This is a genomic window from Pantoea sp. X-Soil-TKNS-1207 (genome assembly GCF_059730485.1).
In genome coordinates, this window is record NZ_AP035958.1 from 3,017,181 (window position 1) to 3,034,755 (window position 17,575).

Below are 17,575 nucleotides of genomic sequence, written 5' to 3' on the forward strand. Positions count from 1 at the left end.
CTCCTTACACCGTGGTCAGCTGCTGTTCGGGCTGGCGCAGCCAGCGTTGTAGCGCTGCCACGCTCTGCTTCATCAGCGCGTGGAATGCGCCATCCTGTGCCAGCTCGCCAAACAACGCGCTGTCGCTGACATAAACGTGCAGCGGATCGGCGCTGGCAAACTGCTGGCGCAGGCTCTGAACCTGCAACACGCCATCCTGATAGGGATAAGGCAGATCGTTATTCGCCCAGCGTTGCAGGAACAGGAAGAACAAGGCGGGCAGCACCGCGGTGGCGTGCGGCGTGACGCCACGCTGATAACATTCGCGCAGGGTTGGGGTGACCATGCCGGGGATTTTTGACAGGCCATCAGCACCGACGCGCTGGTTGGTGTCTTTGATGTAGGGATTGCTAAAGCGCGCCAGCACCACATCCCGATAATCGGCAAGGTCGAGCGGACTGGGCGACAGCGACGGGATCACATCCTGGGTGACGTAGTCGTACGCCAGCTGATAAATGGCGGGCTGGCGTGTGCTGTCGTCAATGTAGTTGTGGCCGGTCAGTGTCCCTGCCCAGGCAATGGCGGCATGGGTGGCGTTGAGGATGCGGATTTTCGCCTCTTCCCACGGCAGCACCGACGCCACCAGCTCCACCCCCACCTGTTCCAGCGCCGGACGCCCGGCAATAAAGTCATCCTCAATCACCCACTGAATAAAGGATTCCGCCATAACCGGCACCGCGTCCTCTTTACCGGTGGCGGCTTTGACCCGTTCTGCCACCTCCGGCGTCGGGCGTGGCGTGATGCGATCCACCATGGTGTTCGGCGAGGTGGTGTTGTCACGGACCCAGCGGGCCAGCGCCTCATCCCCTTTGGCGGCGAGGAAGGCGAGGAAACCGTGGCGGAAGCGTTCTCCGTTATGGCGCAGGTTGTCGCAGTTGAGCAAGGTTACTGGCGCCCCGCCCTGCGCGATGCGCTGGGCCAGGATACGCGCCAGCGCGCCGTACAGGGTGCGGATATCTCCTTGCAGATCCGCCCGGATATCGCTCTGGCTGAGGTCCAGCTCATGTTCCGGCGTCAGGTAATAACCGGCTTCAGTCACGGTGAAGCCAATGACGCGGGTGTCCGCCTGCGCCCCCTGGGCCACCAGCGCGCTGATGTCGCTGTCCCACGGCAGAATTTTGCGCAGCGAGGTGATGGTTTCGTACTGCCGCTCCCCCTCCGGCGTGACCGTTTCCAGCACATATTCGCCGTTCTGCGCCGCCAGCTGCGTCAGCAGCGGTACCGCATCATTGCGGATGTTGCCAAGGGCGATGCTCCAGCTGTCGTCGCCCTGCTCGCGCAGTTTATGCAGATACCACGCCTGATGCGCCCGATGAAAAGATCCTGCTCCGATATGCATCCACACCGATTTATTGCTCATAGTCGCCTCGAATTAAACATTTGCCACAAGTGAGGGCATTTGCCCGATTGCGTGTAGCATAGTCGTCGGCTTAGCGATCATTCTGCGAACCTCATCACAATTAATACTTTTGCCCATAATTAGGGCTTTTGCTCAATTAACACCTGAGCCACGACACGCGCTAAACTGGCGCATCAGCTACTACGGAATGCCGCGATGAACAGAGAAGAGAAAAAACAGGAACTGGCGGCCCGTGCGGCCTGGATGTATTACGTGGCCGGGGTGACGCAGCAGGAGATTGCGCGCGCCCTGGGTTTATCGCGTCAGGTGGCGCAGCGGCTGGTCTCCAGCGCGCGTGAGATGGGGATGGTCAGCGTGAAGATCGACCATCCGGTGACGCACTGCCTGCATCTGGCGCGTGAGGTGCAGGAGAAGTTCGGGCTGGAGCTGTGCCGTGTGGTGCCCTCGGCGGGCCTGGATGATGAGGCGATTCAGCAGATGCTGGCGGTGGCCGGCGCCGAGGTGATGGCGCAATTTATCAGCGAAGAAACTCCGCAGGTGTTCGGCATTGGCTCCGGGAAGACGCTGCGTTCAATGATCGATACCCTGCCGTGGGTCGAGCGACCGCAGCATCAGTGTGTCTCGATGATTGGCGCGATTGCGCGTGACGACTCCGGTACCCGCTATGATGTGCCGCTGAAGATGGCGGAGAAGATGCAGGGTAAATATTTCTTTATCCCGGCGCCGCTGTACGCCGATACGCCGCAGGATAAAGCCATGTGGTGTCAGCATCAGGTATATCAGCGCGTGACCCAGCGTGCCTTACAGGCTGATGTGGCGTTTGTCGGCATTGGCGAAGTGGAGCCGGGCTGTCCGCTGAACGCCGAGGGATTTATCACCGACGCCCAGGTGGCGGCGCTGAATGCCCGCGGCGTGGTGGGTGAAATGCTGGGCCATTTCTTTAATCAGCAGGGCCAGCGCGTGCTGGGCGAAACCGACGAGCTGCTGACCAGCGTGCTGCTTGAGAGCCAGACGCAACGGCGGATTATTGGTTTTGCCGGCAGCGAGCGCAAATATCCGGCGATCCGCGCGGCATTACATGGCGGCTGGGTGCGTGGATTAGTCACCGACGAAGATACGGCATTGAAGTTGTTGCGGGAATAGCGGGGGCAGTCCGGGCCGCCCCTGATGGCGGCCCGGACGCGATATTATTTCAGTGAACCTTTGAGGAACTGCTGCAAACGCGGGCTTTTCGGATTGCCGAACAGCTCATCCGGCGCGCCCTGCTCCTCGATTTTGCCCTGATGCAGGAAAATCACATGGCTGGAAACGTGACGGGCGAACTCCATCTCGTGGGTCACCACCACCATGGTTTTGCCCTCTTCCGCCAGCTTCTGCATGATGCGCAGCACTTCACCCACCAGCTCAGGATCGAGCGCGGAGGTCGGTTCGTCGAACAGCAGCACTTCCGGTTCCATCGCCAGCGCACGGGCGATTGAGACACGTTGCTGCTGGCCGCCGGACAGATGCACCGGGTATTTGGCGCGTGCGCGCTCATCGATGCCGACTTTGTCGAGGTATCTGATGGCGCGATCGCGCGCTTCCGCTTTGCTCAGGCCCAGCACCTGAATCGGCGCTTCCATCACGTTCTCCAGCACCGTCATGTGGCTCCACAGGTTGAAGTGCTGGAACACCATGGTGAGACGGGTGCGCAGCGAGCGCAGCTGCTCTTTGTTGGAGACCTTCAGCTGACCATCGGTGTCGCGCACCAGGTTAATCTGCTCATTGTTCACCGCGATGGTGCCTTCGCTCGGTTTTTCGAGGAAGTTAATGCAACGTAAAAAGGTACTTTTCCCGGAACCGGACGAGCCAATGATACTGATAACGTCACCCGCATCAGCCTGTAATGACACACCTTTCAGAACTTCATGTTCACCGTAACGCTTATGCAGTTCGGTAACGCTTAATTTGTTTTCAGCCATAGTGATACTCAATGCGACGAAGAGGGTTTCACGTGTGCCAGCCAGCGGCTTTCCGCTTTGCGGAACAGGCTAATCAGCACGTAAGAAATAATCAGGTACAACACCGCAGCCAGGCCGAACGCGGTAAAGGGCTGATAGGTCGCGGAGTTGATATCACGCGCGATTTTCAGCAGGTCCGGCACCGTGGCGGTAAACGCCAGCGCGGTGGAGTGCAGCATCAGGATCACTTCATTACTGTAGGCGGGCAGCGCGGTGCGCAACGCCGACGGCAGAATGATGCAACGATACAACTTAAAGGTGGAGAAACCGTAGGCACGCGCCGCCTCAATTTCGCCGTGCGGCACAGCGCGAATGGCCCCGGCGAAGATTTCAGTGGTGTAGGCGCAGGTATTCAGGGTAAACGCCAGCAGGGTACAGTTGAGACCGCTGCGGAAGAAGGCGTTCAGCAGCTCCGATCCTTTCACCACTTCCAGCGTGTACATGCCGGAGTAGAACACCAGCAACTGAACATACAACGGCGTGCCGCGGAAGATGTAGGTAAACAGCCACACCGGCGTGGAGACGAAACGATTGGGCGATACGCGGGCAATCGCCAGCAGCACCGCGAGGCAGCCGCCAATCGCCACCGAAATAATCAACAGCCACAGGGTGATGGCGACGCCGGTAAAACGGTAACCATCGGTCCAGAGCAGGGATTTCCAATACTCGTGAATAATATCGATCATAACTCTGCCCTTTTCACACCTACTGAGTAGCGGCGTTCAAGCCACCACAACACGCCGTTCGACAGCGTGGTAAACACCAGATAAATCACGCCGGCAACAACCGCGAAGTAGAACGGCTGCCAGGTACTTTTGCCTGCCAGCTGCGTGGCTTTCACCACATCTTCCAGGCCAAGCAGCGAAACCAGCGCCGTCGCCTTCAGGATAACCTGCCAGTTGTTGCCGATGCCCGGCAGCGCAAAACGCATCATCGCCGGAAACAGAATGCGGCGGAAAATTTGCGATCCGGTAAAACCGAAGGCGGTCGCCGCTTCAATCTGCCCTTTCGGCACCGCGAGGAAGGCGCCACGGAAGGTTTCGGTGAAGTAGGCACCGTAGATAAAGCCCAGCGTGATGATACCGGCCACCATCGGGTCGATATCGAACTGCGCCATGCCCAGCGCATCGGTCAGGGAGTTCAGGGCGATCTGCAAACCGTAGAAAATCAGCAGCATCAGCACCAGATCCGGCACGCCACGGATCAGCGTGGTGTAGCCTTCAAACAGCATCGCCAGCGGGCGATTGCGGGAAAGTTTGGCGCCAGCGCCAATTAAGCCAAGCACGACCGCGAGCACCACGGAACTGAGTGCCAGCTCCAGCGTGACCAGGGTGCCTTTAAGAATGACGTCAGAATAGCCATACAACATGAATTAGATCCTGTCGTGGAGAAATTAACGAAGCACTGCCCGCACAGGGCGGGCAGCCTATTAGACAGGACAATTAGTCACCGTACACATTGAAATCAAAGTATTTCTTCGCAATTTTATCGTAAGTACCGTCTTTGCGCATCGCCTCAAACGCTTTGTCGATGGCCGCTTTCAGGTCCGAATCTTCTTTACGCAGGCCCATACCGGTACCGACGCCAAAGATTTTGTCATCTTTCACTGACGGACCAGCAAAGGCGTAGTTTTTGCCTACCGGTTGTTTCAGGAAGCCTTCACTCGCCTGAACTTCGTCCTGGAAGGCAGCATCGATACGACCCGCATTCAGATCCTGATACACCAGGTCCTGGTTAGCATACGGGGTTACGGTTACACCCTGCGGACGCCAGTATTGGTTGGCGTAAGTTTCCTGCGTGGTGCCCTGCAACAGGCCGATGTTTTTGCCTTTCAGCGATTCGATAGTTGGCTGAAGCGTGGAGCCTTTCGGCGCAACCAGGCGGGCGTTGGCGGCGTAGAGTTTATCAGAGAAAGCAATCTCTTCCTGACGTTTCTCGGTAATCGAGAGTGAAGAGATGATGGCATCGATCTTCTTCGCTTTCAGCGACGGGATCAGCGCATCGAAATCGCTTTCTACGTAGGTACATTTGGTTTTAATGCGTTTGCAGATCTCGTTAGCCAGATCGATGTCAAAACCCACTAACTGTCCTTGCGCGTTTTTCGATTCAAACGGCGGGTAAGTCGGGTCGGTCCCGATGCGTACGGTATGCGGTACCGCCGCGAACACACTCGCGGCGCTGGACATTGCCAGCATCAGAGAAAGAGCCAGAACTCGCTTTTTCATAGGTAACCCTCAAGTGAAGTGCTTTTTGTTATGTAGTACGTGATGTGTTTGCGCTGTTTAATGTGCATGTTTCATGCCAGTTGTGCAAATTGGCGAAACCCTGTACAGGCGCACTAAATACTGCGTCCGCCAGGGGCGCAAGCACTTAGTTTGTGAGGGAAATATAACAGCGGAGTGAGCAGGAAAAAGCGACATTGTTAACTTTTGGTGCATGAAATGCACGAAGAGTGATCGTGCGCGCGATTCTGCACCACATTTGTGCACGCTTGCACCATTATGCACCCTGCCAGCGAGCAAACAGATCCTGCGGCAGCTCAATATCGAACTGATCGACGACGCGGTTCACCGTTTGATCCACCAGTTCCGCGATAGTTTGTGGACGATGATAAAACGCCGGGACCGGCGGCATAATCACCGCACCGAGTTCTGCTGCGGTGGTCATCATGCGCAGATGCCCGACGTGTAGCGGCGTTTCACGCACGCACAGCACCAGTTTACGCTGCTCTTTCAGCACCACATCGGCGGCACGCGTCAGCAGGCTATCACTGTAGCTGTGCACAATGCCGGAGAGGGTTTTCATCGAACAGGGCAAAATCGCCATACCGAGGGTTTTGAACGAACCGGAAGAGATGCTGGCGGCAATATCGCGCACGTCATGCACCACATCGGCCAGCGCCTGCACGTCGCGCAGGTTGAAATCGGTTTCCAGCGCCAGCGTCTGGCGCGCTGCCAGGCTCATCACCAGATGGGTTTCAATCTCCGCCAGCGGTTGCAGCACTTCAAGCAGGCGCACGCCGTAGATGGCGCCGCTCGCGCCGGAGATACCAATAATGAGTCGTTTCATAGTGATTTTGCTATGCAGGTAAAGCGTTAATCATAACCTGCTGCGTGAAAGGATGACAAACTGAGGCGATAAGTGTGGAAAAAAGGCAACCGCCGCAGCGATTGCCTTTTATTATGAGGAGCAATCCACAAAATTATTCGGCATCAAAAGTGATGTCAAAAGTACTGGTTCCGGCACGAACACCATTGAACAGCGGATAGAGTTTATAGAGGGTCTTATCGTTATTTGCCGTATGGCCAGCCGCCATTTTTACGCGACCAACAATCATCCCGTTAACATCCGTACCCGGATAAGCATCAATCACCAGCTGGCTGTCGTAACCATTGGCCTCTTTCAGACTGAAGCCTTGTAGTTTTCGCAGCTGATTGCCATATTTATCGACTACTTCCAGAGCGAATTGTGCATCTTTTGTTGAGCCAGGCTGGCCCGACACAAACGTCCCGCTTCTTGCAATAACAGAGTTCGGCTTAATCATTGCTGAGTCCACATCTGGGCTATAGACCACAGTTAATTTATTCGATGCTAACTCACCAACGTAAGATGTCAGAATAAAGGTTCCCGCCTGCCCGGTATTAAGCAGTGTCCCATTTGCTATACCATTTTTGCTGGTTTTACCATTATTGCTTAAGGACCAGTTGCTACCGTCTTCGTCAGCAAACCTGACTGCAATGCCTTCCATCGGATTGCCATACTGATCAGTGACTTTCGCAGCATAGGTTGAGTTATTACCGGCGATAAGTTTTACGCTTATCAGTTCCAATTCTATTTTTGCAGGCACCGCGACTTCAGCTTGCTGAGCCTTCAGCGTCAGCTGCTGCTGTCCCAGTTGGGTGCTGCCATGATAAAGCGTCAGGGTCACCACACCGGCTACGTTTCCCGCCGTCACATCCGCCAGATAACGCCCTGGGGCATCTTCCCTGAACTGTCCAACCGTGACACCCGCTTCCGCGCTTCGCAGCATACTCTGCATGGTCGCGTCCAGACGCAGGCTGTTTGCTTCGCCACTCAACGGGTTACCATCTTTGTCTTTCAGCTCTACCGCCACTTCTGCTTTTCCACTGCCATCCGCAATCAGCTCACCGGTACTCAGGTTGACAGTGGTCTTTCCGGCGTCAGGCTGCCCAGGCTGTCCCGGTTCTTCCGGCTGTCCCGGCTCGTCCGGCTGCTGTGGTTCTTCAGGTGGCAACGGCTCATCAGGCAGAAGCTGTTTTTCTACCGTGATCTGCACCTGTGCACTCGGAGAAGCCTTGCCTTTGGTGTCATACGCCACGGCACTGAGGGTATAGAGGTTGCTGGCGCCCTCCTGATAAGCCGGCAGTACCAGCTGAGAATTCGCGCCCGTACCGATAATTTTGCCACCCGCAGCGACCAGCATCGCATCATCCCAGACGATCCTGCCCAGACCATGCTTCGCCCAGACGCTCACGCCGAGCGACTGCGTGGAACCTTCGATACCCTCCACCTGATGTGCCAGAGAGAAGGTGATGACGGTCTGCTCACGGTAATCCATCACGATCTGGTTATTACGCGAAACCAGTTCATAGCGGGAACCGGCCAGGCTGCGCTGGTCGGCCACGGCATCCGACGACAGGTGCCAGTCAAGTGAACGCCCGAAGTTCCAGTTCAGGTTCAGGCCAACGGTGTTATCTGAACCGCTCTGCATACTTTTGCGATGGCCCGCGTCAATTGAAACCAGCGGTACCGGTGTCCAGTTGGCGCCCAGCGTTACGGCAGAAGGATTCTTCTGCTGGCTGCTGCGGCTCATTAACGCCACGTTATCGCCATAATATTGTTCATATTTGACCTTGCCGCCTAACTGCGGGTAGATCGGCAGCCAGCTGGCCAGTTCGATATCCCAGCCATTAGCCGGGCGTTCGTCATAGTCGGCCAGCAGTTTAGATTCATGCCAGCCGTTCAGGCGGTAATAACCATTCGCCGCCAGTCGCAGTGCTTCGGTCCAGATTTCGGCCCCCACACCAACGCGGCGGTTGTTGCCGGTGAAATCGTTATCATAAAAGGCGTTGTTGCCCAGCATCCAGCCATCAGCAAAATAACGCACGCCCAGACCAAAATTGCCGGTGGTACGATCGTCAGCGCGACGGCCTCCCAGCTGGCTGAAGACTAACAGATCGCGACTGTCCCAGAAGGGCACCAGCACATCCGCGGCATAGCTGTAGTTAGCGAAGTTTTCGTCCGCGCCAATGGCAACGCGCGAAGATCCGCCAAAACCATTTAGCCAGGCTTCAGCCTGCTGGCCTGCCTGAGAAGTGAGCTGGCTTTGACTGAACTGACGTGCATCGGTGGTCTTATCGTTTACTTTGGCGTCCGCCTGCCGATCCGCCTGGCGTGCTTTCTTAACCGGCTGAGTGGTTTTTGCCTTGGGCTGAGCGGCGGGTTTCACAACCGGCAGCCAGATCGTCTCCCCAGTGGAAGCCGCGAGGAAAGTGGCTTTATCATTGAACGCGAAAGAGTTGATTTCCCATAAGTGATCGAGCGACAGGTTGTTCTGACGGGCAATATCCGCCACACGCTCACCCGGCTTTAATATCAGGGTCTGTACATTCAATTTCTGTGAGCTGTCAATGCTCGCGTGGGCAATATCTGACATAACCAATGATGCAAGCGGAAGCTGCAAAATCATTGCAGTATAAATAGCGGAGAACTTAAATTTCTTAAATCTCATTTTCTAATCACCCCAGTGAATTAAAAGACGCGGCTAAAAAAATGCACAGAACAGGACCCGCACTTGCTCCATGTTTTTCGCCCGCCATTTTCAATTCACTGTCAGAAAAACAGGTAATGAGATTGTTCGTAATTCTTCAGCCTCAGCAAATCCACTGCCCTGCCTTTATTTATTCAGATACATCTGTTCTGATATCAGGCCGCCTGACGCGCTGAAGGTTAGCTATAAAAGGCATGACAACCAGCCTGAAATCAGGAGATTTAAATGAATTATTAAATAATCAAAATAGGATTTAACAAAAAAACAAAAAGAACGTCATTTTTGGTTGATATAAAATCGATAACACATTGAATGTAAATTCAGACGGCATTCATTTAACTGACTTAACTTTGTCAGCTTTATAATAAAATTTAATCTGAGAGCAGTTGTAGCAAAGAAGGGAATAAACGATGAGACGAGAGAGATGCCCGCTTTTAATCATGCATTAAAAGCGGGCGGCAGAACTTAACCTTCGTTATGCAATTCCAGACCTTCCACTTCGGTCTGACGCGCGATGGCTTTCGCGTCGTCATTACGCAGCGACTGGAGATAGTCGAGATAACGCTGGTCAACGTCTTTGGTGACGTAAATACCGTTGAAGACAGAACATTCGAACTGGGCGATATCCGGGTTCTCTTCGCGAACCGCTTCGATCAGGTCATCCAGATCCTGGAAAATCAGCGCGTCGGCTTTGATCAGCTGGCGAATCTCTTCCACTTCACGCCCGTGAGCGATCAGCTCGGTGGCGCTTGGCATGTCGATGCCGTACACATTCGGGAAACGAATTTCCGGCGCAGCAGAAGCCAGATAAACGCGTTTTGCGCCCGCTTCACGGGCCATCTCGATAATCTGCTCCGAGGTCGTGCCACGTACGATGGAGTCATCCACCAGCAGCACGTTTTTGCCACGGAATTCGGCACGGTTAGCGTTCAGCTTACGGCGAACCGCGCTGCGGCGCAGATGCTGACCCGGCATGATAAAAGTACGGCCAACGTAGCGGTTCTTCACAAAGCCCTGACGATAGGGTTTATCGAGAATTCGCGCAATTTCCAGCGCCACATCGGTGGAGGTTTCAGGAATCGGGATCACGACGTCGATATCCAGATCTTCCCACTCGCGTGAGATCTTTTCGCCCAGCTTGGTGCCCATACGGACGCGTGCGCTGTAGACGGAGATCTTATCGAGGAACGAGTCAGGACGAGCAAAGTAAACGTACTCGAACAGGCACGGATTGCTTTTCGGGTTCTCGGCGCACTGGCGCGTCGACAGCTGGCCTTTTTCGGTGATGTACACCGCTTCACCCGGCGCGACGTCACGGATAAATTCAAAGCCCAGCGTATCCAGCGCCACGCTCTCGGACGCCACCATATACTCGGTGCGGCCATCAGCAATCTGACGTTTGCCCAGCACCAGCGGACGGATACCGTTCGGGTCGCGGAACGCCACCATGCCATGACCGATAATCATCGAAACCACCGCGTAAGCGCCACGCACCTGCTGGTGCACTGCGGCTACTGCGGCAAAAATGTTGTCTGCTTCCAGCGGGTAGTGCTGAAAACGGTCCAGCTCCTGCGCAAAGATGTTGAGCAGAATTTCGGAATCTGAGGTGGTGTTAACGTGACGGCGACCCACTTCGAACAGCTGTTTACGCAGCTCGTGCGCGTTGGTCAGATTACCGTTATGCGCCAGCGTAATGCCGTAAGGTGAGTTCACATAGAATGGTTGCGCTTCAGAGGCGCTGGAGCTGCCTGCTGTCGGGTAGCGTACGTGGCCAATCCCGATGTTGCCCTGCAAACGCTGCATGTGGCGTGCTTCGAAGACGTCGCTCACCAGACCATTGGCTTTGCGCAGGCGAAAGCAGTTAAGCGCATCGATGGTACAAATGCCGGCGGCATCCTGCCCGCGGTGCTGCAGCACCGTTAACGCGTCATAGATCGACTGGTTTACTGGCATAAAACCGGTGATACCAACAATACCGCACATGTTGTCATTTCCTCATTAGCCGCACTCCCGGTGGCGTCACCGGGGTATAAAACTCGACGTGCTTTTCAGATAGTCGAAGAACCATCTGATGATGTAACTGAACTGGGGAATGAGTTGGGACTGCTGCCAGTCCGGGCTTTTCGAGAAGCCGGTGAATGTATCAAGGAAGAACAGCATGGCGGAAACAATCAGCACGCCACGCAACGCCCCGAAACAGACCCCCAACACCCTGTCGGTTCCCGACAGGCCGGTCTTTTCAACCAGCGAGCCGATCACATAGTTCACGATGGCACCCACAATCAGGGTGGCAACGAATAACACCGCGATGGCGATGCCGTTGCGAACCAGTTCGTCGTCAAAACCTGTAAACCAGACTGCAAGGTAGGCGTAGTAGTGACTGGCGACAAAAAACGCACATCCCCAGGTAACGAGAGATAAGGCTTCCCGGACAAACCCACGAATCAGGCTGACCAGTGCCGAAAAACTAACTACCGCAATAATGACGTAATCAATCCAGATCATGAACTCTTCCAGCGCCAGCGCGATTGCACCCCTGCATCCAGTTCGGGGCGCATTCTAACAGAAAAAGAAAACGTTTGCGTAGGGTTTTCCGGTTCTGCATCCATAAAAAGGGCGATGAAAAAAACTTTCCTCGCCCCCAGCCATCTCAGCAACATAACCCGCTGAAATAAAATAATTTTTTGTTATCTTCCTGATGAAAAGCCACGCCTTTTTCTGCTATTGGCGCGGCTTATCAATGGTTTAACGCGTGCTATACGGCTTCACCACTCCACCGAGGCCGGAAAGGCTTTTCAGCTCACCGACGGCGGCCTGCATCTTCGCTTTCGAGGCGTCCGGGCCGACATAGATGCGGGTAATCTGTCCCTGTACCGGCGTGGACGGCACGGTAAAGGCGCGATAACCCGACAGACGCAGCTGCGCGACGATCTCATTCACCTTCGCCGCGTTTTTCAGCGCGCCGAGCTGCACCACATAGGCCTGGCCTTTTGGCGCTTCCTCTTCGTTCTGCTGCGGCGTTTCCACCGGCTTCGGCTGCTCAACCTGCTTCGGCTGCTCAACCTGCTTCGGCTGCTCCACCGGCTTCGGTTCTGCCGGTTTCGGCTTCGGTTTGGGTTGTTCGATCGGTTTCGGCTTCGGCGTCTGTACCGGCGCGGTTTGATGCACCGGTGGCGGCGTCACCACCGCCGGTTCGCTGTTATGCGTCGGCTGGGTTGTGCCGTTCTCCACCGGGCTGGTGGTTTTGCTGTTGGTTTCGCTCTGCGCTGCGCCCGCCCCTTCCGGCGGCTGGGCCGGCAGCGACTGCGTCACCGGCGGCACCATCTCGCTGTCCTGCTGGTCGTCCGGTTTCGGCACCAGCGGAATCGCAGCGAACTCCTCTTTATAGTGCTTTTTCTTACCGTCCAGCAGACCGGGCAATACGATGACGCCAACCGCCACCAGAATCACCGTGCCGACCAAACGGTTCTGAAACTTACTTGCCACTGCCGTTCTCCGCTGCCATCGATTCCATTACCTGTGCCACGGTGTGGAAAGAACCACACACCAGAATCACATCCTCGGGCTGAGCCTGCTGGCGCGCCGCCTGCCAGGCAGCATCGACGCTCGCAAACGCCTCGCCGCTCGCCAGATGGGCGATCAGCTGCTCCGCTGTCGCACCGCGCGGCCCTTCAAGCGGGGCGCAGTACCAGCGATCTACCTGCGGCGCCAGCGCCGCCAGCGTGCCAGCGATATCTTTATCATGCAGCATACCAGCCACTGCATGAACCTTGCCCGTCCGCGGCAACTCCGCCAGACGTGAAGCCAGATAATAAGCGGCATGGGGATTATGCGCCACATCGAGGATCACACGCGGTGATTCACTGACCGTCTGAAAACGCCCCGGCAAAATGGCCAGCGGCAGATGCTGACGAATAATCGCTTCGCTGACCTGCAACCCTGAGGCGCGCAACGCGACCAGGGCGGTCGCGGCATTGGGCAACGGCACCTGCGGCAACGGCAGATCGCGCAGTTCACCCTGCGCATCCTGCAATGACCAGCTATCGCCGTGCTGCTGCCACTGCCAGTCGCGGTTACGCTGCATCAACAGCGCGCCCTTCTCCGCCGCCACGTCGGCAATGGTATGCGGCATGTCAGGTTCGCCCACTACCGCCGGTTTGTCGCCACGGAAGACACCGGCTTTTTCGCGGCCAATGCTTTCACGATCCGGTCCCAGCCAGTCGGTGTGATCGAGCGCAATGCTGGTGATCACCGCCACATCGGCGTCGACGATATTGGTGGCATCCAGCCGTCCGCCGAGGCCGACTTCGAGGATCACCACGTCAAGCCCGGCCTGACGGAACAGATTAAAGGCAGATAAGGTGCCGAACTCGAAGTAGGTCAGCGAGGTGTCGCCGCGCCCGGCTTCAATGGCGGCAAAGCTGGCGCTGTGCTGCGCTTCATCCAGTTCGGCACCCTGAATACGCACCCGCTCGGTGTAGCGCACCAGATGCGGCGAGCTGTAGACGCCCACGCGATAACCGGCGGCCATCAGCAGGGTTTCCAGCGTACGGCAGGTGGTGCCTTTGCCATTGGTCCCGGCAACGGTGAAGACAAACGGGGCAGGTTTTAGCAGGTCAAGGCGTGCGGCGACGCGGTGAATACGATCCAGACCCAGTTCGATGGTCTGAGAGTGCAGGTGTTCAAGATAATGAAGCCACGTGGCCAAAGGCGACGTGGCTTGAGGAAGGTGAAGAGTGTCCATGTGTCCCGTTAACTTTTACGGTGCATTGGTGAAAAGGCGCATTGCTGCGCCTTTCCGTTGCCTGTCAGGCCTCATTGCTCTCCGGCTCAGCCGCAGTGTCCGGCTGATCACCATCCTGCAGCGGCGCTGGCAGGTTCATCATTTTCGCCAGCAGGCTTGCCAGCTTAAAGCGCATTTCCGGGCGACGGATGATCATGTCGATCGCGCCTTTTTCAATCAGGAATTCACTGCGCTGGAAGCCCGGCGGCAGTTTTTCGCGTACGGTCTGTTCGATAACACGCGGACCGGCAAAGCCGATCAACGCCTTCGGTTCCGCCACGTTAAGATCGCCCAGCATCGCGAAGCTGGCAGAGACGCCACCCATGGTCGGGTCAGTCAGTACCGAAATATACGGCAGACCGCGTTCCTGCATTTTCGCCAGCGCTGCGCTGGTTTTCGCCATCTGCATCAGCGACATCAGCGCTTCCTGCATACGCGCACCGCCACTGGCGGAGAAGCAGATCATCGGGCAGTTGTCTTCCAGCGCCTGCTCAACCGCACGCACGAAACGTGCGCCAACCACAGAACCCATTGAGCCGCCCATAAAGGAGAACTCAAAGGCGGCAGCTACGATCGGCATACCGTGCAGCTGGCCTTTCATGACGATCAGGGCATCTTTCTCGTCGGTCTCTTTCTGAGCCGCAGCCAGACGATCTTTGTACTTTTTCGAGTCACGGAACTTCAGCAGATCCTTCGGTTCCAGCTCGCTGCCCAGTTCTACCAGCGATCCTTCATCCAGCATGCTATGCAGGCGCTCACGGGCGTGCATGCGCATGTGGTGGTCGCACTTCGGGCAGACCTCAAGATTACGCTCCAGCTCGGCGCGGTACAGCACCTGGCCACAGCTGTCGCACTTGGTCCAGACCCCTTCCGGGATGTTGGCGCGGCGCGTCGGCGTAATATTGCTTTTATTAAGTATGCGTTCAATCCAGCTCATTGATGACCTTTCTGTTTAAATCTGACCTGGTCCAGTCTTCTCATTGCTGCTGAAATCGCCTTCAGCAGGCCGTAAATGTCGCTCATTAAACCACAACCGGTTCTCGCTGTGGATAAAAATCTGGTTACGGGCTTACCGGGACTTCTGCTGGCGCGCCTGACGACGATGACGCCAGACCTCAATCACCCCTGGCAGCACCGACACCACAATAATGGCGACGATCAGCAGTTTCAGGTTCTCCTGCACCACCGGCAAATCCCCAAACAGGTAGCCAGCGTAGGAGAACAGCAACACCCACAGCAGCGCGCCCGCAACGTTAAAGAGCGCGAAGTGGCGATAAGACATATGTCCCATCCCTGCCACAAAGGGGGCAAAGGTTCGCACGATTGGTACAAAGCGCGCAAGTATAATGGTTTTGCCGCCGTGACGATCGTAGAACGCGTGCGTCTTGTCCAGGTAGCTGCGACGGAAAATCTTCGAGTCAGGCTTGCTGAACAGCCGCTCACCGAACACCCGGCCAATAGTATAGTTGACGGCATCGCCGAGAATCGCGGCAATCACCATCAGCGCGACCATCAGATGCACATTAAGGTCATTGCCGGGCAGCGCCGCCAGCGCACCGGCAACAAACAGCAGCGAATCGCCCGGCAGGAAAGGCGTTACCACCAGACCGGTTTCACAGAACAGAATCAGGAACAGAATGGCGTAAATCCAGATGCCGTACTGCGCCACCAGCTCGGCCAAATGCACATCAATATGCAGAATAAAATCGACAATAAAGTGGATGAACTCCATACAACTCCCCTACATCCTTCGATTAACGGTTAATCCGCGAGGAACAATGGTCCCAACGCAGGCTGAGGTAACGCAAAGTGGGATGGATAATCCACCGCCACCAGATACAAACCCTCGGCTCTGGCCGTCGCTGCTGCCAGGGTACGATCTTTGGCTGCCAGCAACGTCGCCATCCACTCTTCCGGCTGATTGCCGCAGCCGATCTCCATCAGACTGCCGACGATATTGCGCACCATATGGTGCACAAAAGCATTGGCCTTAATATCCACGATCACGTACGGCCCCTGACGCGTGACGTTCAGATGCATCACGTTGCGCCACGGCGTGCGTGACTGGCACTGCACCGCGCGAAACGAGGTGAAATCGTTTTCGCCCAGCAAACATTGTCCGGCACGCTGCATCTTTTCCACATCCAGCGGATGGTAGAAATGGGTGACGCCGCTCCCCAGAATCGCCGGACGCAACCGCTGGTTATAAATCACATAACGATAGCGACGCGCCGTAGCGCTGAAGCGGGCATGAAACTCATCCGGCACCGCTTTGACCCAGCGCACCGCGATATCCGGCGGCAGATTGGCATTGACGCCCAGCGTCCAGGCGCCGTCGGCGCGCTGGGAGGTGGTGTCGAAATGCACCACCTGTCCGGTGCCGTGCACCCCGGCATCGGTGCGTCCGGCGCAGAACACGCTGACCTGATGGTTGGCCACCTTCGACAGCGCTTTTTCCAGCTTTTCCTGCACGCTGCGCACTTCCTGCTGCCGCTGCCAGCCGTAATAGCGGCTGCCGTCATACTCAATGCCCAACGCCAGCTTATGCGTGTTTTCTTCAGACAACATTAATACAGATACTCCTGCACCAGCCTCTCGGCGGTTTTCACCGCCATCAGCGCGCCGCCGAAACGAATGTTGTCGGCCACCGACCAGAACTGCAACAGCTCGGGGATGCCGTAATCGTTGCGCACGCAGCCGACGCTCAGCTCACCGTTGCCGGAGGCATCCGCGACCTGCGTCGGGTAATCGTCTTCATCGCTCAGGCGGATATCATCGGCACGCGCCAGTTCGTCACGCGCTTCTTCGGCCGACAGCGGACGCAGGTTTTCCAGATGGACGATCTGCGCATTGCCGTAGAACACCGGCGCCTGCACGCTACTCACCGCAATCGGTAAACCTTCGTCCTGCAACACTTTACGCACCTGATCCACCAGGCAGCGTTCGCTCGCGACGCTGCCGCTGCTGTCCACCTGCTGCGGCAGCAGGTTAAACGCCAGCTGACGGCCATAGTAGTGGTCATCTGCCGGTACGCCGTTCAGCAGACGGGCGCTCTCGCCCGCCAGCGCATCCACCGCTTTCTTGCCGTGGCTGGAGACAGAGATCAGGTTGGTGACCTGCAAACGTCCAAGACCGGCGGCGTCAACCAGCGGTTTGATGGCGCTCAGCAGCTGGCTGACCAGGCTGTCGGCCACGGTGATGATGTTGCGATTGCGGTAATCCGCCAGTACCTGGGGATTCACATCCGGTACCACCAGCGGCACATCCGGCTCCAACGCAAACAGGTCGCTGCTGTCGATCACCAGGCAACCCTGGCTGGCAGCCTCTTCGGCATAACGCGCAGACGCATCGCGTCCGGCGGTGAAGAACGCCAGCTGCGCCTGTGACCAGTCGAACTCCGCCGCGTCCTGCACCTGCACGGTGCGACCCTCAAAGCGCTTATTCTCCCCGGCACTGTTCTCGCTCGCCAGCAGATATAACTCACCAACCGGGAACTGGCGTTCCGCCAGCAATTCCAGTACAGCGTTCCCTACTGCGCCTGTCGCGCCCAGTAGCGCAATATTCCAGCCGTCAGACATGTTGGTTTACTCCAGACAATGACA

The 17,575-nt window shown here is 56.6% G+C and carries 16 protein-coding genes; 1 reads left to right on the forward strand and 15 read right to left on the reverse strand.

What is annotated here, in order from left to right; translation table 11 throughout:
- Window positions 1–4 precede the first annotated feature (4 nt).
- Window positions 5–1,399 carry a D-arabinitol 4-dehydrogenase gene (gene dalD / locus AC6I8V_RS14045; RefSeq protein ID WP_497842873.1) on the reverse strand — a complete coding sequence of 465 codons (1,395 nt, stop codon included), beginning with the start codon at window positions 1,397–1,399 and terminating at the stop codon, window positions 5–7.
- Window positions 1,400–1,594: 195 nt separating this feature from the next.
- Here dalD and AC6I8V_RS14050 point away from each other — a divergent pair, with 195 nt between their 5' ends.
- A complete protein-coding gene (locus AC6I8V_RS14050; protein WP_497842874.1) occupies window positions 1,595–2,542 on the forward strand; it encodes a sugar-binding transcriptional regulator in 948 nt (315 codons plus the stop codon).
- Window positions 2,543–2,586: 44 nt separating this feature from the next.
- Here AC6I8V_RS14050 and hisP read toward each other — a convergent pair whose 3' ends face one another.
- The 14 genes from hisP to AC6I8V_RS14120 all read right to left on the reverse strand — a co-directional run bounded on the left by hisP (window position 2,587) and on the right by AC6I8V_RS14120 (window position 17,551).
- Window positions 2,587–3,360, reverse strand: coding sequence for a histidine ABC transporter ATP-binding protein HisP (gene hisP / locus AC6I8V_RS14055; protein ID WP_497842875.1), 774 nt, complete (start codon window positions 3,358–3,360; stop codon window positions 2,587–2,589).
- Between the two features lie 8 nt (window positions 3,361–3,368).
- The gene (locus tag AC6I8V_RS14060; RefSeq protein WP_497842876.1) at window positions 3,369–4,085 is read right to left on the reverse strand and encodes an ABC transporter permease; all 717 of its coding nucleotides are present in this window, start codon (window positions 4,083–4,085) and stop codon (window positions 3,369–3,371) included.
- Window positions 4,082–4,768, reverse strand: coding sequence for a histidine ABC transporter permease HisQ (locus AC6I8V_RS14065; RefSeq protein ID WP_497842877.1), 687 nt, complete (start codon window positions 4,766–4,768; stop codon window positions 4,082–4,084). Before AC6I8V_RS14065 ends, AC6I8V_RS14060 begins: the two co-directional genes overlap by 4 nt.
- Before the next feature lie 73 nt (window positions 4,769–4,841).
- Complete coding sequence (gene argT, locus AC6I8V_RS14070; protein WP_497842878.1) at window positions 4,842–5,624, reverse strand: lysine/arginine/ornithine ABC transporter substrate-binding protein ArgT; 783 nt, start codon at window positions 5,622–5,624, stop codon at window positions 4,842–4,844.
- A gap of 274 nt (window positions 5,625–5,898) precedes the next feature.
- A complete protein-coding gene (locus AC6I8V_RS14075) occupies window positions 5,899–6,468 on the reverse strand; it encodes a UbiX family flavin prenyltransferase (protein ID WP_497842879.1) in 570 nt (189 codons plus the stop codon).
- Between the two features lie 133 nt (window positions 6,469–6,601).
- Window positions 6,602–8,995 (reverse strand): inverse autotransporter beta domain-containing protein, encoded by a 2,394-nt coding sequence (locus AC6I8V_RS14080; RefSeq protein WP_497842880.1) that lies wholly within the window; start codon window positions 8,993–8,995, stop codon window positions 6,602–6,604.
- 660 nt (window positions 8,996–9,655) lie between these two features.
- Window positions 9,656–11,173 (reverse strand): amidophosphoribosyltransferase, encoded by a 1,518-nt coding sequence (gene purF, locus AC6I8V_RS14085; protein ID WP_497842881.1) that lies wholly within the window; start codon window positions 11,171–11,173, stop codon window positions 9,656–9,658.
- A 36-nt stretch (window positions 11,174–11,209) separates the two neighbouring features.
- Window positions 11,210–11,695 carry a colicin V production protein gene (gene cvpA / locus AC6I8V_RS14090; RefSeq protein ID WP_497842882.1) on the reverse strand — a complete coding sequence of 162 codons (486 nt, stop codon included), beginning with the start codon at window positions 11,693–11,695 and terminating at the stop codon, window positions 11,210–11,212.
- A 240-nt stretch (window positions 11,696–11,935) separates the two neighbouring features.
- Entirely contained in the window at window positions 11,936–12,676 is a 741-nt protein-coding gene (gene dedD / locus AC6I8V_RS14095; protein ID WP_497842883.1) for a cell division protein DedD, read from the reverse strand.
- A complete protein-coding gene (gene folC / locus AC6I8V_RS14100) occupies window positions 12,666–13,934 on the reverse strand; it encodes a bifunctional tetrahydrofolate synthase/dihydrofolate synthase (RefSeq protein WP_497842884.1) in 1,269 nt (422 codons plus the stop codon). The genes dedD and folC overlap by 11 nt, the downstream gene beginning before the upstream one ends.
- A gap of 64 nt (window positions 13,935–13,998) precedes the next feature.
- Window positions 13,999–14,910 carry an acetyl-CoA carboxylase, carboxyltransferase subunit beta gene (accD, locus tag AC6I8V_RS14105; protein ID WP_497842885.1) on the reverse strand — a complete coding sequence of 304 codons (912 nt, stop codon included), beginning with the start codon at window positions 14,908–14,910 and terminating at the stop codon, window positions 13,999–14,001.
- A gap of 132 nt (window positions 14,911–15,042) precedes the next feature.
- Window positions 15,043–15,705, reverse strand: a complete 663-nt coding sequence (locus AC6I8V_RS14110; RefSeq protein ID WP_497842886.1) for a DedA family protein — start codon at window positions 15,703–15,705, stop codon at window positions 15,043–15,045.
- Window positions 15,706–15,734: 29 nt separating this feature from the next.
- Window positions 15,735–16,541, reverse strand: a complete 807-nt coding sequence (truA, locus tag AC6I8V_RS14115; RefSeq protein WP_497842887.1) for a tRNA pseudouridine(38-40) synthase TruA — start codon at window positions 16,539–16,541, stop codon at window positions 15,735–15,737.
- Entirely contained in the window at window positions 16,541–17,551 is a 1,011-nt protein-coding gene (locus tag AC6I8V_RS14120) for an aspartate-semialdehyde dehydrogenase (protein WP_497842888.1), read from the reverse strand. The genes truA and AC6I8V_RS14120 overlap by 1 nt, the downstream gene beginning before the upstream one ends.
- Window positions 17,552–17,575: the final 24 nt, after the last annotated feature.

Coding starts and splice junctions, on each gene's coding strand:
- AC6I8V_RS14050 (WP_497842874.1), top strand. CDS start 1,595: ATGAACAGAGAAGAGAAAAAACAGGAACTGGCGGCCCGTGCGGCCTGG.
- AC6I8V_RS14075 (WP_497842879.1), bottom strand. CDS start 6,468: ATGAAACGACTCATTATTGGTATCTCCGGCGCGAGCGGCGCCATCTAC.
- AC6I8V_RS14060 (WP_497842876.1), bottom strand. CDS start 4,085: ATGATCGATATTATTCACGAGTATTGGAAATCCCTGCTCTGGACCGAT.
- dalD (WP_497842873.1), bottom strand. CDS start 1,399: ATGAGCAATAAATCGGTGTGGATGCATATCGGAGCAGGATCTTTTCAT.
- AC6I8V_RS14120 (WP_497842888.1), bottom strand. CDS start 17,551: ATGTCTGACGGCTGGAATATTGCGCTACTGGGCGCGACAGGCGCAGTA.
- truA (WP_497842887.1), bottom strand. CDS start 16,541: ATGTTGTCTGAAGAAAACACGCATAAGCTGGCGTTGGGCATTGAGTAT.
- AC6I8V_RS14110 (WP_497842886.1), bottom strand. CDS start 15,705: ATGGAGTTCATCCACTTTATTGTCGATTTTATTCTGCATATTGATGTG.
- folC (WP_497842884.1), bottom strand. CDS start 13,934: ATGGACACTCTTCACCTTCCTCAAGCCACGTCGCCTTTGGCCACGTGG.
- cvpA (WP_497842882.1), bottom strand. CDS start 11,695: ATGATCTGGATTGATTACGTCATTATTGCGGTAGTTAGTTTTTCGGCA.
- accD (WP_497842885.1), bottom strand. CDS start 14,910: ATGAGCTGGATTGAACGCATACTTAATAAAAGCAATATTACGCCGACG.
- AC6I8V_RS14065 (WP_497842877.1), bottom strand. CDS start 4,768: ATGTTGTATGGCTATTCTGACGTCATTCTTAAAGGCACCCTGGTCACG.
- purF (WP_497842881.1), bottom strand. CDS start 11,173: ATGTGCGGTATTGTTGGTATCACCGGTTTTATGCCAGTAAACCAGTCG.
- hisP (WP_497842875.1), bottom strand. CDS start 3,360: ATGGCTGAAAACAAATTAAGCGTTACCGAACTGCATAAGCGTTACGGT.
- argT (WP_497842878.1), bottom strand. CDS start 5,624: ATGAAAAAGCGAGTTCTGGCTCTTTCTCTGATGCTGGCAATGTCCAGC.